Source organism: Phyllobacterium sp. T2-21 (assembly GCF_055378485.1).
Window position 1 is genome coordinate 2,181,472 of sequence record NZ_AP027912.1, and the last position, 14,442, is coordinate 2,195,913.

Consider the following 14,442-nt stretch of genomic DNA (forward strand, 5'->3'; position numbering starts at 1 on the left):
ATGAAAGATATTTCCTGCAAGCTGCTGGTCATCGGCGCTGGCCCCGGCGGCTATGTCTGCGCCATCCGCGCCGGACAGCTCAATGTCGATACGGTGATCGTCGAGGCGGCGAAGGTCGGCGGCACCTGCCTGCTCGTCGGCTGCATTCCGTCGAAGGCGCTGATCCACGCGGCCGATGAATTTGCCAAGGTCGCGCATTTCGCCGCCCGGCAGACGCCGCTCGGCATCTCGGTTGCCGAACCGGCCATCGATTTCACCAAAACAATCGCCTGGAAGGACGGCATCGTCAGCCGCCTCAACAACGGCGTTGCCGGTTTGCTCAAGAAGGCGAACGTCAAGATCGTCACCGGCAAGGCCCGCTTCCGCGATGGCAAGACCATCGAGGTGGAAACCCTGACCGGCCTGCAGATCATCCGCGCCGAAAACGTCGTCATCGCCACGGGTTCGGCGCCGGTCGAGGTGCCGTCGCTGCCGTTCGGCGGCAATGTCATTTCCTCGACCGAAGCGCTTTCGCTGCCGGACGTCCCGGAAAAGCTCGTCGTGGTCGGCGGCGGCTATATCGGGCTCGAGCTCGGCACGGCCTATGCCAAGCTTGGCTCCAAGGTCACGGTTGTCGAAGCCCAGTCAAAAGTTCTGCCGCAATATGATGCGGAGCTGACGCGCCCGGTGGTCAAGCACCTGAACACGCTCGGCATCACCGTCCTGACCGGCGCCAAAGCCAAGGGGGTCAGCAGCAAGGGCGATGCGCTGTTGATCGAAACCGCCGACGGCAAGGACGAGCGCATTGCCGCCGACAAGATCCTGGTGACGGTCGGGCGCAAGCCTGTCACCTCAGGCTGGGGTCTTGAAGAGATCGACATCGATATGGATGGCCGCTTTGTCCGCATTGACGACAAGTGCCGCACCTCCATGCGCGGCGTCTATGCCATCGGCGATGTCACCGGCGAGCCCATGCTGGCGCACCGCGCCATGGCGCAGGGCGAGATGGTGGCGGAAATCGTTGCAGGCGAAAACCGCAGCTGGGACAAGCGGGCCATTGCCGCCGTCTGCTTCACCGATCCGGAAATCGTCACGGTGGGCCTGTCGCCGGATGAGGCCAAGCAGGCCGGACATGAGGTCAAGATCGGGATGTTTCCGTTTGCCGCCAATGGCCGCGCCATGACCAAGGAAGGCGAGGATGGTTTTGTCCGGGTGGTGGCCGCCGCCAGCAATCATCTCATCCTCGGCATCCAGGCCGTCGGCCATGGTGTCTCCGAATTGTCGGCTTCATTTGCGCTGGCCATGGAAATGGGCGCGCGGCTGGAAGACATCGCCGGAACCATCCATGCGCATCCGACGCAGGGCGAGGGGTTTCAGGAAGCCGCGCTCAAGGCGCTGGGCCACGCGCTGCACATCTAGACAATTTGTCTTCGTATCAGGGGCGCCGGAAACGGCGCCCTTTGCATATGCGCCGGGCGCGGCATTGCCTTGCCACGCCCGCGATCGCATCTGGCCATTGCAAAAGAGGAAAGACGGGCGGTCCCTGGAACGCGGGTCTTGGGGTATGTGGTATGTTATGCTTGCGATCCTGGGACCACCCGCCCCGGCGATTTCAGGTCTTGCCTGTTCTGCCTTGTTTCCTCATCGGAAACGCGCACAGCCTCAGCGCAACCTCCTCGTCCCGCAGGTTTTGCCTGCGGGATGAAGTGCCGGTCCTTTCCCGACTTTCGAAGGTTTCCGGAAGCATTCCCGCCGGAAAGGACAGGGATGAGAATATCTCGGCTTGGGACGTGGTGGATAAGTTGGCGTGATTTTTTTCGAACGAAGCGGTTGGCAGAACCATCATGCGCGGTTCGCTCTTCCTAGGGAGGACTGCGAATTTTTAAAATGGATAAATTCAGTCATCTTTTGAACGCGACACCCATCCTGTTGCGAACTTTTGCGAAAGGAGATGACATGCGTGAATTGGCTGAGGCCGAACTCGATCTCGTATGGGGCGGCGCGCCCGGCCGATCAGGAACCTACGATTCAAAAGATCATTGGGGGATAGGCGGACCAACGGGCAGCGCAAAGTCAGCCCTGGACGGCGCAAGAATTGCTTTTTCAGGAACCCTTCAAGAGAGTTTTACCTATAGAAGAGATAAGATCTGCGTATATAAAACACCGATTGGAACTTATTCAATAACCACCACTCGGGGGATAGACTGTCCTCCCACGACGCCAGCTCCAAAAACTTAGGGCTTGTTGGTGAATATTCGCAGAAAGAAAAGCCACGACGCATTTTGACGAAAGTGCGCTATCTTATGACATGTCGATGATGACAATTTGTCTTGGGTGAATCTTTCGTAAGGCTTTCAAAATTGGCTTTTAAGTGAAATGGAAATAGTCAAAAACATACATTTGACAGGGGATGCCGAAAGGGATCTTCTGTCAAATTATGGAGAAAAAGACATCCTGAATATCAACGATGTTCACCATGTCCAAACCTATACGCATTATGCGTGGCTTAACGATGATCAATCCATAAAATCACAAGGGGTTCATTTGGTGCGCATGCCAGTCGTGCATGAATCGTGCAATGTGAAATATTCTCTATTCGATGGCGGCAGGAAAATATTCGGTGTCTGTTTTTTGGATGACACATCTATATTGGGATATTTGGGTTATGATGCCTATGATGAATATCATAATTATACGATAGATTGCATTGATGGTGTTCATTCCATAATAAAATCAAAGCCGCATCAAGCTATTGCTGACATGCTTGATCGTATTCGCACAAGGCACAAATGAGTGCGTGACGCCGCTCCGTCTACTGCTGCGCTTCCTTTTTCTGATTTTGAGGGGTGAGGAAGCATTCCCGCCGGAAAGGACAGGGATGAGAATATCTCGGCTTGGGATGTGGTGGATAAGTTTCAGCCCAAATACTTTTCACCCCCCCTCTGGGCTGCCGCCCATCTCCCCCACAAGGGGGGAGATCAGCTGTCACAGCTGTTTCAGTTGATCTTCAAGGGGGAAAGTTGACCGAGATGATTGATGCCGATGCGATCTCCCCCCTTGTGGAGGAGATGTCCGGCAGGACAGAGGGGGGGAAAGCCATTGAGCGCTTGCCCCAAAACAAAATGGCGATGCAAAGCACCGCCATCTGAAACAGGTTTCATCGCTGAATATCAGATGTCCAGCTCTTCCACGAACGCGGCGCGGTCCTGGATGAAGCGGAAGCGGGCTTCCGGTTTCGTGCCCATCAGATCATCGACCGCGAGTTTTGTTTCCTCGATCCACTCCTCGTCGATCTGCACCCGCAAAAGCGTGCGCTTCTTGCGGTCCATCGTCGTTTCCTTGAGCTGGTCGGCGCGCATTTCGCCGAGGCCCTTGAAGCGTCCGATCTCGATCTTGCCCTTGCCGGTGAACAGCGTGCGCATCAGTTCATCCTTGTGCGCGTCATCGCGGGCATAGGCAACCTTGCCACCCTGGGCGATGCGGTAGAGCGGCGGCACGCCGAGGAACAGGTGGCCGTTGCGAATGAGTTCCGGCATTTCCTGATAGAAGAAGGTGATGAGCAGCGAGGCGATGTGCGCACCGTCGACGTCGGCATCGGTCATGATGATAATGCGGTCGTAGCGCAAATCCTCGTCGCGGTATTTTGACCGCGTGCCGCAGCCGAGCGCCTGGATCAGGTCGCCGATCTGCTGGTTGGCCGTCATCTTTTCCCGCCCGGCGCTGACGACGTTGAGGATCTTGCCGCGCAGCGGCAGCACCGCCTGCGTGGCGCGGTCCCGCGCCTGCTTGGCCGAGCCGCCGGCGGAATCACCCTCGACGATGAAGAGTTCGGCGCCGAGCGCACCCGTCTGGGTACAGTCGGCCAGCTTGCCCGGCAGGCGCAGCTTGCGCACCGCCGACTTGCGGTTGACTTCCTTTTCCTGGCGGCGCTTGACGCGCTCGTCCGCACGCTCCACCACCCAGTCCAGCAGCTTCGATGCTTCCTGCGGCGAGGCGGCAAGCCAATGATCGAATGGATCGCGGATGGCATTTTCGACAATGCGCTGCGCTTCGACCGTGGCAAGCTTGTCCTTGGTCTGGCCGACGAATTCCGGTTCGCGGATGAACACCGACAGCATGGCCGCCGACGAGATCATCACGTCATCGGTGGTGATGATCGACGCGCGCTTGTTGCCGGTCAGTTCCGCATAGGCCTTCAGGCCACGGGTGAGGGCGATGCGCAGACCCGCCTCATGCGTGCCGCCTTCGCCTGTGGGAATCGTGTTGCAGTAGGAATGGACAAAGCCGTCGCCGCCATACCAGGCAACCGCCCATTCCAGCGCGCCGTGCCCGCCGGACTTTTCCGTCCTGCCCGCGAACATGTCGCGCGTGACCTGAAAATCCTTGCCGAGCGAGGCCGCCAGATAATCCTTCAACCCGCCGGGGAAGTGAAACACCGCCTTGTCAGGTGTCGGGTCCTTCGGGTCGAGCAGGGATGGCGCGCAGTTCCAGCGGATTTCAACGCCGCCGAAGAGATAGGCCTTTGACCGGGCCATCTTGAAAAGCCGGGCCGGATCGAACTTGGCGCCCTGGCCGAAAATCTCCGGGTCCGGATGGAAGGTCACGCGCGTGCCGCGACGGTTGTGCACCTCGCCGACATCCTCGATCGGTCCGAGCGGATGGCCGCGCGAGAAGCGCTGGCGGTAGAGGCGCCGGTTGCGGGCCACTTCCACTTCCACATGATCGGACAGGGCGTTCACCACCGATATGCCGACGCCGTGCAGACCGCCCGATGTTTCGTAGACGTCGGAATCGAATTTGCCGCCCGCATGCAGGGTGGTCATGATGACTTCAAGCGCGGATTTGCCGAGCTGCTTGGGATCGGGATGCGGATCGACGGGGATGCCGCGGCCATTGTCGGTGACCGAGAGATAGCCGTTCTCGTCCAGTTCGATATCGATGAAGTTGGCGTGCCCGGCAACCGCCTCGTCCATCGAGTTGTCGATGACTTCGGCAAAGAGATGGTGCATCGCCCGCTCGTCGGTGCCGCCGATATACATGCCCGGACGGCGGCGGACGGGTTCGAGACCATCGAGAACCTGGATCTGCGCCGCATTGTAGCCGCCGCTGCTGTCGGGGGCGGCCCGTGCCGGGGCCTTCGCGGCCGCAACCGGCGCGATTTTCACAGGCGGGGCCACCGGTGTCGCGGCGGGTTCGACCCTGGTCTGGTCCACCGCTGCCTGGCGTTCCCGGGCTGTTTTGACTACCGCTGAAAAGAGGTCGTTATTGTCATCCATATCGTATTTTGGCCAATGCTACAGGGGCTGCGAATCACCGGCAATCTTGACATGCTTCGCCGGGAAACGCGATGGGCGTTCGTGATCTGTTCCGGGGTTCACCACAGAACTATGCGGTTAAAACCCAAGTTTCAAGCGGCTTTGAGGCGCGAGACGGCTTTTTCGAGCTCTTCGATCCGCTCGCCCAGCTCCTGGTGCAGAGCCTTGAGATTGGCGATCTGGCTTTTCAGCAGGCGGTTTTCGTCCGCCGTGTCGCTCTCGTCGGGCGATTGTCCGACCCCGTGGATGAGCCAGGTCTGCGTGACCCCGAGCGATCCGGCCAGCATGAACAGGCGGTGGACACCGGGCTCCGACCGGTCGGATTCCCAGGCGGCGATGGTTTCCGGCTTGACGCCGACACGCACCGCGAGCTGCGCCACCGTCATCGACTTGGCATCGCGCGCGCGGGAAAGGCGGCCGCCCAGCGTGTCCGTGTCGGGCATGGCGGTGATGATGTTGGAGATGAAATTCATGGCTTTCTCCATCTTTTTCTTGTTTTTAAAGTGTAGACGAAAGCTTTTGCACCATTTGGAAGCAGAAAAGTCAAATCCGGCGGCATTCTGCTTCCATTTTGCATTATGCGGATGATTGCATTTTTCCGCAGAGCCGATATGGCTGGGGCCCCACCTGAGCCATTTGTCCCGGAAAGGCCGCACCATGGAAAACACAACCTCGCCGCAAATGAGGGGCGTCGGAACGATGGCCGGTGCGATGTTTATCCTGCCGATGATGGATGCCATCGCCAAATGGCTGTCGACGGTGGACAGCCTGCCGCCGGCCACGGTGACGTTGTCACGCTTCGTTGTCCAGACGATCCTGACCATGCTGATCATCGTGGCGCTGACCGGCATGCGCTCGCTCAAGCCGCACAACCTCTGGGGCAACCTGCTGCGCGGTTTTCTGATGGGCATCGGCAGTCTGTGCTTCTTTGCCGCCGTCAAATACATGCCGCTTGCCGACGCCATGGCGGTGTTTTTCGTCGAGCCGCTGATGCTGACGCTGCTCTCGGCCGTGGTGCTGAAGGAAACCGTCGGCTGGCGCCGGCGCATTGCGGTTGCGGTCGGGTTCATCGGGACACTGATCGTCATCCAGCCGAGCTGGGAGCTGTTCGGCTGGGTTTCGCTGCTGCCGCTGGGTACGGCGGCGCTGTTTGCGGTCTATCTCGTTCTCAACCGCCGCCTGGGCGTGCACGACACGCCGCTGGTCATGCAGCTCTATGCCGGCATCGGCGGTACGGTGACGGTGATCGTCGCGCTGTTCCTCGGTGCAGCCTTCGGCGTCAGCGACATGACGCTGGGCACGCCCGCAACCGGCATGTCCTGGTTCCTTTTGTTTGCCATCGGCGCGATCGCCACGGGCGGGCATCTCCTCGTGGTGCAGGCTTCGCGCCTTGCGCCGGCGTCGCTGCTGGCGCCGTTCCAGTATCTGGAAATCGTCATGGCCGTCATCATCGGCCTGTTCGTATTCCAGGAGTTTCCGACCGCGTCGAAATGGCTGGGCATCGCCATCATCATTGCCTCGGGTGCCTATGTGGTCTGGCGCGAGGGGAAAAAGCAGAAAACGCCGGAGCCCGCTTTCAATTAACCGGTCTGCTTTCCATGCAAGCACTGACAATAGCAGTTGAGCAAATCAGCCATTGGCAATAGAACCAGAGGCGCATTTTGTGCGGGAGGTCCATAAAAGTGTTCAAGAAAATCCTGATTGCCAACCGTGGGGAAATTGCCTGCCGCGTGATCAAGTCGGCAAGGAAAATGGGTATCGCCACGGTGGCGGTCTATTCCGACGCGGATCGCGATGCGGTTCATGTCGACATGGCCGACGAGGCGGTGCATATCGGTCCGGCGGCGGCCTCCGAGAGCTATCTCGTCGCCGACAAGATCATTGCCGCGTGCAAGGCGACGGGCGCTGAGGCCGTTCATCCCGGCTACGGCTTCCTGTCCGAGCGCGCCTCTTTCTGCGAGGAACTGGAGAAGCAGGGCATCGTCTTCATCGGGCCGAAGCCCAGGGCGATCATCGCCATGGGCGACAAGATCGAATCGAAGAAATTCGCCAATGCCGCCAAGGTGAACACGGTTCCGGGCTTTCTCGACATCATCACCGATGCGGCGCATGCGGAAAAGATCGCCGGTGAAATCGGCTATCCCGTGATGATCAAGGCCTCCGCCGGCGGCGGCGGCAAGGGCATGCGCATCGCCTGGGACGAGAGCGAAGTGCGCGACGGCTTTGAACGCGCCACCTCGGAAGCGCGCAATTCCTTCGGGGATGACCGGGTTTTCATCGAAAAATTCGTGGTCGAGCCGCGCCACATCGAAATCCAGGTGCTGGGCGACAGTTTTGGCAACTGCATCTATCTGGGCGAGCGCGAGTGCTCGGTGCAGCGCCGCAACCAGAAGGTGGTGGAAGAAGCCCCGTCGCCGTTCCTCGACGAGGCCACCCGCAAGGCCATGGGCGAACAGGCCGTGGCCCTGGCCAAGGCGGTGGACTACCAGAGCGCCGGTACGGTCGAGTTCATCGTCGACAAGCACCGCAACTTCTATTTCCTCGAGATGAACACCCGTCTGCAGGTGGAACATCCGGTGACGGAATTGATCACCGGCATCGATCTGGTCGAGCAGATGATCCGCGTGGCAGCGGGCGAAAAGCTCGCGCTGAAGCAGTCGGACGTCAAGCTGAACGGCTGGGCCATCGAAAGCCGCCTTTATGCCGAAGATCCCTATCGCAATTTCCTGCCGTCGATCGGCCGCCTGACCCGCTATCGCCCGCCAAGCGAAGGCCCGGTCGGCAAGACCATCATCCGCAACGACACCGGCGTGACGGAAGGTTCGGAAATTTCGATGTTCTACGACCCCATGGTGGCAAAGCTCTGCACCTGGGCGCCGACCCGGCTGGAAGCCATCGACGCCATGGCCGATGCGCTCGATACCTTCGTGGTCGACGGCATCGAGCACAACATCCCGTTCCTGGCGGCGCTGATGCAGCATCCGCGCTGGCGGGAAGGGCGGCTGTCCACCGGCTTCATCGCGGAGGAATTTCCCGACGGCTTCCATCCGATTGCACCAACGGCCGCCGACAGGGACGTGCTGGCCGCCATTGCGCTTGTGGTGGAACTGGTGCGCAAGGGGCGCCTCGACGGCCTTGGCGACCGCCTGCGGCCGCATACGGGCAGGATCCGCGCCGAATGGGAGGTGCGGATCAACGACGAATACGTGCCGGCGAAAATTCACCGCAGCGTGGCCAAGCCGCCGGTCAAGATCGAACTGTCGCTGCATGGCGGCGAAGCCATCACCATCCGCAGCGACTGGCGTCCCGGCGATGCGGTCTGGGACGGCTATATCGACGACCGCGCGGTGAAGGCGCAGCTGCGTCCCGTGCTCAACGGCGTGCGCATCGACTGGAAGGGCATGTCGGTGATCGGCCATGCCATGCAGACGCATGTGGCGGCGCTGGAAAAACTGATGCCGGTGAAACTGCCGCCGGATACGTCGAAAATGCTGCTGTGCCCGATGCCCGGCCTGATCGTTTCGATCAACGTGGCGGAGGGTCAGGAGGTGAAGGCGGGTGAAACGCTGGCGATTGTCGAAGCCATGAAGATGGAAAACGTGCTGCGCGCCGACCGTGATCTCACCGTATCGGCCATCAATGCCAAGCAGGGTGACAGCCTGGCCGTGGATGCGGTGATCATGGAATTCGCCTGATCTGGTTGCATGTCCATAGTGCGTGGTTCGACAAGCTCACCATGAGGGATGTTGGGTGATTGCAGCCAGCAAGCTCCCTCATGGTGAGCTTGTCGAACCACGCAGATCGGTTCTGCCAAATCCTCTAGCGCTCGACCGGCCCGAACACAGGCTCGAATGCGTCCCGCAGCGCCCGGTCGAGATCGTCCATGCCGACGGGCAGGCCGAGATCGACGAGGCTGGTCACGCCATGGCCGCGCACACCGCACGGCACGATGCCGTCGAAATGGGCAAGCTCCGGTTCCACATTGATCGAGATGCCGTGAAAGCTCACCCATTTGCGCAGGCGGATGCCGATGGCGGCGATCTTGTCTTCGGCGGGAGACCCGTCCGGCAGCGGCGGGCGTTCCGGCCGGGTCACCCAGACGCCGACGCGGTCCTCGCGCCGCTCGCCGCGTACGTTGAACGCGCCAAGCGTGGCAATGATCCATTGCTCCAGCGCCGCCACGAAGGCGCGGATATCCTCGCGCCGCCGCTTCAGGTCGAGCATGACATAGGCCACGCGCTGGCCGGGGCCGTGATAGGTGTATTCGCCGCCGCGCCCCGTGGCATAGACGGGAAAGCGGTCGGCAGCCAGAAGGTCACCGTCCTTGGCGCTGGTGCCGGCGGTGTAGAGCGGCGGATGTTCGACCAGCCAGACCAGTTCGCTGGCCGTGCCGGCGCGAATCGCCGCGACACGGTCTTCCATGAAGGCGAGGGCGGTATCGTAATCGGTCAGCCCATCGGCGACGCGCCACTCCACTTTCGGGGAATCGCCTTGGGCAAAAAACGCGGAGACGAGATCGTCGCGGTTGTTCTTCATGATCGGAAACCAAACTTTCGACTGTCGCTTCATCCCGGATGAATGACGGCGGATGGGGCCGTTTGCGGCCATCAAAGCGCCGATTCCCTTGGGATAAAGATGGTGAGCCGCATATGGACTTTTTCCTGGAAGATTTCCAGTGTGCGGGGTGCGGCATAACTTTCACCCGGCTTTGTGAAAAACATTCGGGTTTATTGCCGACAGGGCTTGTTTCACTGAAATTCATTTGCTACATGCCGCGAGCCGACACGTTCGGCTTCTACCACAGTGCGGTCGTGGCGGAATTGGTAGACGCGCAGCGTTGAGGTCGCTGTGTCGCAAGACGTGGAAGTTCGAGTCTTCTCGACCGCACCATTTGGTTTCTCTTCAAGATTGAAATCATTGCAGAATAGGGCAGCCTAACGGCTGCCCTATTGCATTTCCGGCCGGCAGTCTTCCTGCCAACACCAAGGTCGCTCCGGTTCCGGTCAAAATAGTCGGGAACTACGGCATCTGCCGTATTGATGCAATGAACGGCGCACATTACGGATGATGATTGCGTTGGGGATGCAATGGGGCGGGGGAATAATGCCGAGATCGAATTGGCCGGAGGGGGTAGCGCCCCACCGGCAGGTATGTGGCGCGCGCCCAACACTATTGGCGGCATGGCTGTTCTTCGTCTGTTTGGCCGTATTCTGGCCCGCCCTGTCGCAGGCCCAGACACCGCCGGTTGCATCCGACATGACTGTCACTGTCGCCTATGGCAGTGTCGGCAACCCTGTAACGCTCAGTATTGGCGGCGGCGCGCCGACATTTGTGGCGGTCGCAAGCGCTGCAGCGCATGGGACTGCGTCAGCATCCGGAACGTCGATCACCTACACGCCGGCAAGCGGTTATGCCGGACGTGACAGTTTCACCTATACCGCCACCAACCTGGATGGAACGTCGGCTCCAGCCACTGTCACAGTGACGATCTCACCACCTAGTTTTACCGTCACGCCATCGTCGTCCCATACCGCCCAGGTTGGCACCCCATATACGCAGACCTACACTTTCGCTGGCGGCCAAGCGCCTTTCCGTAACTTTCTCATCAACGGCATCCCGCAAGGCATGCTCGTCACGCCACTGACAGGCAACAGCGTTACCCTCTCCGGGACTCCGCAGGTTGCCGGCAGCTTTGGCATAACCGTGAGTGCGCAGGACAGCAGCACCGGTAGCGGCCCTTTCACAGTCACCGGCGCTTTCATGCTGAATGTATCATCACCAACAATAACGTTGAGTCCGGCAGGGCCGACGCTGCCGGCTGCCAGTTCTGGTTCCGGTTATAGCCAGACATTCTCTGCCAGTGGTGGCACAGCCCCCTATACCTTTTGGATCGCGGCTGGCTCACTTCCAGAGGGCATGACACTCAACGCTGCGACGGGATTACTGTCGGGGACGCCATCCGTTTGGGGCCCTTTCCCTTTCAGCGTGCAGGCGACGGACAGCAGCACAGGCCCCGGCGCGCCATTTTCCGCCACGAATAATTATACGCTGACTGTCAATCCCCCTAGCATCAGCCTGGCGCCTTCAACCCTTCCCAACGGCAAAACCGGCGTCAACTATTCCCAAACAATGGTGGCGACCGGCGGGGTGGGCCCCTATACGTTTGCAATCACATCCGGGGGACTGCCAAACGGCATGACGTTAAGCAGCGCGGGCTTTTTGTCTGGTGCACCGGATACGGCTGGAGCGTACAGTTTTACCATCACGGCGACGGACCATCAGAGTTTCAACGGTGCTCAGGCCTACACATTGATAATCAATCAGGCCGCGCCGGTTGCGGTCAACGATGCCGCCGCAACCTTGGCCAACCAGGCCGTCACCATTCCCGTGATTTTCAACGATGGCGGCCCAATAACCTCCATTGCCGTCACCAGCGCGCCCTTGCATGGCACGGTGACCGTGAACGGTCTTAACGCCGTGTATACCCCGGCCGCAAATTTCTTCGGCACCGATACTTTCACCTACAGCGTCACCGGGCCCGGCGGCACCTCCGCCCCGGCGACGGTCACCATTACCGTATCGCCGCAGGCTGTCCCGGTTGCCGCTGCGCATAGCGCTGCAACGATGGCTGGACATGCCACCACCATTGACACGACGGCGGGCGCCACCGGCGGTCCCTTCACGGGCGCGGCCATTGTTACCCCACCGGCTTTCGGCAGTGCGACCGTGTCTGGCACCAATATCATCTACACGCCGCCAGCCGGGGCGTCAGGCGCCGTCAGCATCGGCTATACCCTGAGCAACGTGTTCGGAGCGTCGCCGCCGGCCACGATCACGCTGACGGTCAATCCGCTGCCGGTGGCCGCGGCCCATTCCGTCACCACACGGGCGGGAACGCCGGTGACGGTAAACCTGACGGAAGGTGCAACCGGCGGTCCGTTTACTGCCGCGACCATGGTGTCGCTCAGTCCATCGGGGTCAGGCACCGCAACCATTCGCGACGGCGGCAGCCGGGCTTTCCAATTGGATTTCACGCCCGCCGCCACGTTCAGCGGCGTTGCCACGGTCAGCTACACCCTTGGCAATGCATTCACCACATCGGCGCCCGCCAATGTTACGATTACGGTGATGGCAAGGGCCGACCCATCAAAGGACGTGGAAGTCATCGGTATCGTCAACGCCCAGGCGGAAGGTGCGCGCCGGTTTGCCGATGCCCAGCTGTCGAACTATGGCGACCGGTTGCGCCAGCTGCGCCGGGGCGGCGGCAATGAGTCCAGCCAGGGCATCAGCCTGAACACGCCGCGCAGTGACGACGGGGCAAAGGACCGGCGCGACCCGGCCGACGCAACGCCGCTCGGGTTTTTCACCGAGCCGAGACGAACCCGGCCTGCCGAGCCGTTCAACAGAGTGGTCGGGGAAAAGCCGGTTCCATCCCGCTTCGGCGTCTGGACGGCCGGTCAGGTCGACATTGGCGACACATCCGGCAAATCCTCCGGATCGAGCCGGGATTTTACAACCTCCGGTGTGAGTGCCGGGCTGGATTACCGTTTCAACGAACGGTTGACCGCCGGTATCGGTCTTGGTTACGGCAGGGACAGGACGGATATTGGCAGCAATGGTACGCGCAGCGAAGGTGAAAGCTGGAGCATCGGAACCTATGCCAGCTGGCGGCCGATCAGGAACACCTATCTTGAAGCCGTGCTCGGCTATGGCGCGCTTTCCTTCGACAGCAAGCGCTATCTGACGGAAGATGGCGGTTTCGCCAATGGTTCCCGCGATGGGCAGCAGGTGTTCGGCAGCGTAAAGGCCGGTTATGAAATAAGCCGGGATGCCCTCTACTTCACCCCCTATGTCGGGATGGACGCATCCTGGACGAAGCTCGATGCCTTCAACGAAAGGGACGGCGGATCGAATAGCCTGCGCTACGGCAACCAGACGGTGAATTCACTCGTTGCCGTCGTGGGTTTTGAAGCGGATTATACCTATCGTTTCACCGGCTACACGTTCACGCCGAACCTGAAGGCCGAATGGCGCTACGACATGGCAAATGCGAGCGACATTGACCTGAATTACATCGATTGGTCCGGCGGCCCGTTGTTCAGTCTCAAGGGGGATGGCACGGTTCGCAACGCGGTCCGGCTGGGCCTGGGTTTCGACGTGGTCCTCGACCAGGGGCTGAATCTCGGCCTCGCCTACAACACCACGCTTGGAGAAGGCGGCGCCATTCGCCATGGCTTCAACGCAAAGGCCGGCCTGCAGTTCTAGGCGTCGTCGCTCCGTGCAGCTTGCGCTGGCTGGTTCCTTCTCAAAATTAAACCGCAATTCGATTTAGGGTAGATCGCACCGCATCACTCTAAAGGAATTGTTCTGATGCTCAGCGCCGCAAAATACGCACTTCTCGCATGTTTTCTCGTGTTGAATGCTCCCGCCAATGCATCGCAATCCGCCGTTGCGCTCGTATATCGCGGGCCTGCCGGTTGTGATGATTGTTCATCGGCGGCCGCCGAAGCCCTGAGGAACAGCACCTTTCATTTTGATGTTAAATTCATCGGCCCCAATGAGCAGCTGAAGCTGGTGCCATCCAGTTTCATTGGAGCTTCCTTATATGTACAACCCGGCGGCGGACAGGACATTGACGGCGCAAGGAGAAGCCTGGGCAAGGCGGGCATCCAGGCCGTCCGGGATTTTGTATCCAAAGGCGGCCGGTATTTTGGAATTTGCATGGGCGCGTATCTCGGTACGGATTTGGGCTTTGACATCGTCGAAGGAGAAACGGATTCCGAGGTCGGGAGGCCGGGGTTTTCCGTGTCCGATATCGGCGATCACGTGGTGCCGGTTCAATGGGCAGGGGCGTCACTGTGGACATATTTTCAGGATGGTCCGCATCTGCCCAGAAATCACACGAATTCAGGTTTCCGGGAACTTGCCCATTATCAGAATGGCGATCTGGCGGCCGCTCGTTACGCATTTGGCAAAGGCAGCGCGACTTTGGTCGGGCCGCACCCTGAAGCGCCCCAGGAATGGTATGATCATTACGGTCTGCACAATCCTGATGGTGTGAACTCCAGTCTGATCCAAGGATTGCTGAACGCGGCGATGGCAGAATAAGGCTCCGGGGATCAACCCGTCATCATCCGCGTGGATGCCG

Annotated in this window: 11 protein-coding genes and 1 tRNA gene; 9 read left to right on the top strand and 3 right to left on the bottom strand. The window is 60.2% G+C overall.

Annotated features, from left to right (window positions below):
* The 4 genes from lpdA to ACZ5FP_RS11010 all read left to right on the top strand — a co-directional run bounded on the left by lpdA (position 1) and on the right by ACZ5FP_RS11010 (position 3,128).
* On the top strand, positions 1-1,398 hold the full coding sequence (gene lpdA, locus ACZ5FP_RS10995; protein WP_464660121.1) for a dihydrolipoyl dehydrogenase: 1,398 nt from the start codon (positions 1-3) through the stop codon (positions 1,396-1,398).
* A gap of 468 nt (positions 1,399-1,866) precedes the next feature.
* Positions 1,867-2,217, top strand: a complete 351-nt coding sequence (locus ACZ5FP_RS11000; RefSeq protein WP_464660123.1) for a hypothetical protein — start codon at positions 1,867-1,869, stop codon at positions 2,215-2,217.
* A gap of 138 nt (positions 2,218-2,355) precedes the next feature.
* The gene (locus ACZ5FP_RS11005; protein WP_464660125.1) at positions 2,356-2,772 is read left to right on the top strand and encodes a hypothetical protein; all 417 of its coding nucleotides are present in this window, start codon (positions 2,356-2,358) and stop codon (positions 2,770-2,772) included.
* Between the two features lie 227 nt (positions 2,773-2,999).
* Positions 3,000-3,128: a hypothetical protein gene (locus ACZ5FP_RS11010; RefSeq protein WP_464660127.1), complete on the top strand. Its 129-nt coding sequence runs from the start codon at positions 3,000-3,002 to the stop codon at positions 3,126-3,128.
* 21 nt (positions 3,129-3,149) lie between these two features.
* Here the strand turns inward: ACZ5FP_RS11010 and parE are convergent, their stop codons facing one another.
* On the bottom strand, positions 3,150-5,255 hold the full coding sequence (parE, locus tag ACZ5FP_RS11015; protein WP_346305109.1) for a DNA topoisomerase IV subunit B: 2,106 nt from the start codon (positions 5,253-5,255) through the stop codon (positions 3,150-3,152).
* 131 nt (positions 5,256-5,386) lie between these two features.
* On the bottom strand, positions 5,387-5,767 hold the full coding sequence (locus ACZ5FP_RS11020) for a helix-turn-helix domain-containing protein (protein WP_223615098.1): 381 nt from the start codon (positions 5,765-5,767) through the stop codon (positions 5,387-5,389).
* A 184-nt stretch (positions 5,768-5,951) separates the two neighbouring features.
* On the opposite strand from ACZ5FP_RS11020, the gene ACZ5FP_RS11025 reads away from it, so the two are divergent.
* A complete protein-coding gene (locus ACZ5FP_RS11025; RefSeq protein ID WP_288193913.1) occupies positions 5,952-6,878 on the top strand; it encodes a DMT family transporter in 927 nt (308 codons plus the stop codon).
* 146 nt (positions 6,879-7,024) lie between these two features.
* Positions 7,025-8,989, top strand: a complete 1,965-nt coding sequence (locus ACZ5FP_RS11030; RefSeq protein WP_464663241.1) for an ATP-binding protein — start codon at positions 7,025-7,027, stop codon at positions 8,987-8,989.
* A gap of 124 nt (positions 8,990-9,113) precedes the next feature.
* On the opposite strand, the gene lipB is transcribed toward ACZ5FP_RS11030, so the two are convergent.
* The gene (gene lipB, locus ACZ5FP_RS11035) at positions 9,114-9,830 is read right to left on the bottom strand and encodes a lipoyl(octanoyl) transferase LipB (protein WP_464660130.1); all 717 of its coding nucleotides are present in this window, start codon (positions 9,828-9,830) and stop codon (positions 9,114-9,116) included.
* Between the two features lie 269 nt (positions 9,831-10,099).
* On the opposite strand from lipB, the gene ACZ5FP_RS11040 reads away from it, so the two are divergent.
* The 3 genes from ACZ5FP_RS11040 (at position 10,100) to ACZ5FP_RS11050 (ending at position 14,402) form a co-directional block, all read left to right on the top strand.
* Positions 10,100-10,184 (top strand) — tRNA-Leu (locus ACZ5FP_RS11040).
* Between the two features lie 213 nt (positions 10,185-10,397).
* Positions 10,398-13,559 (top strand): autotransporter domain-containing protein, encoded by a 3,162-nt coding sequence (locus ACZ5FP_RS11045; RefSeq protein ID WP_464660132.1) that lies wholly within the window; start codon positions 10,398-10,400, stop codon positions 13,557-13,559.
* Between the two features lie 105 nt (positions 13,560-13,664).
* Positions 13,665-14,402, top strand: a complete 738-nt coding sequence (locus tag ACZ5FP_RS11050; protein ID WP_464660134.1) for a BPL-N domain-containing protein — start codon at positions 13,665-13,667, stop codon at positions 14,400-14,402.
* The last annotated feature ends 40 nt before the right edge of the window (positions 14,403-14,442 follow it).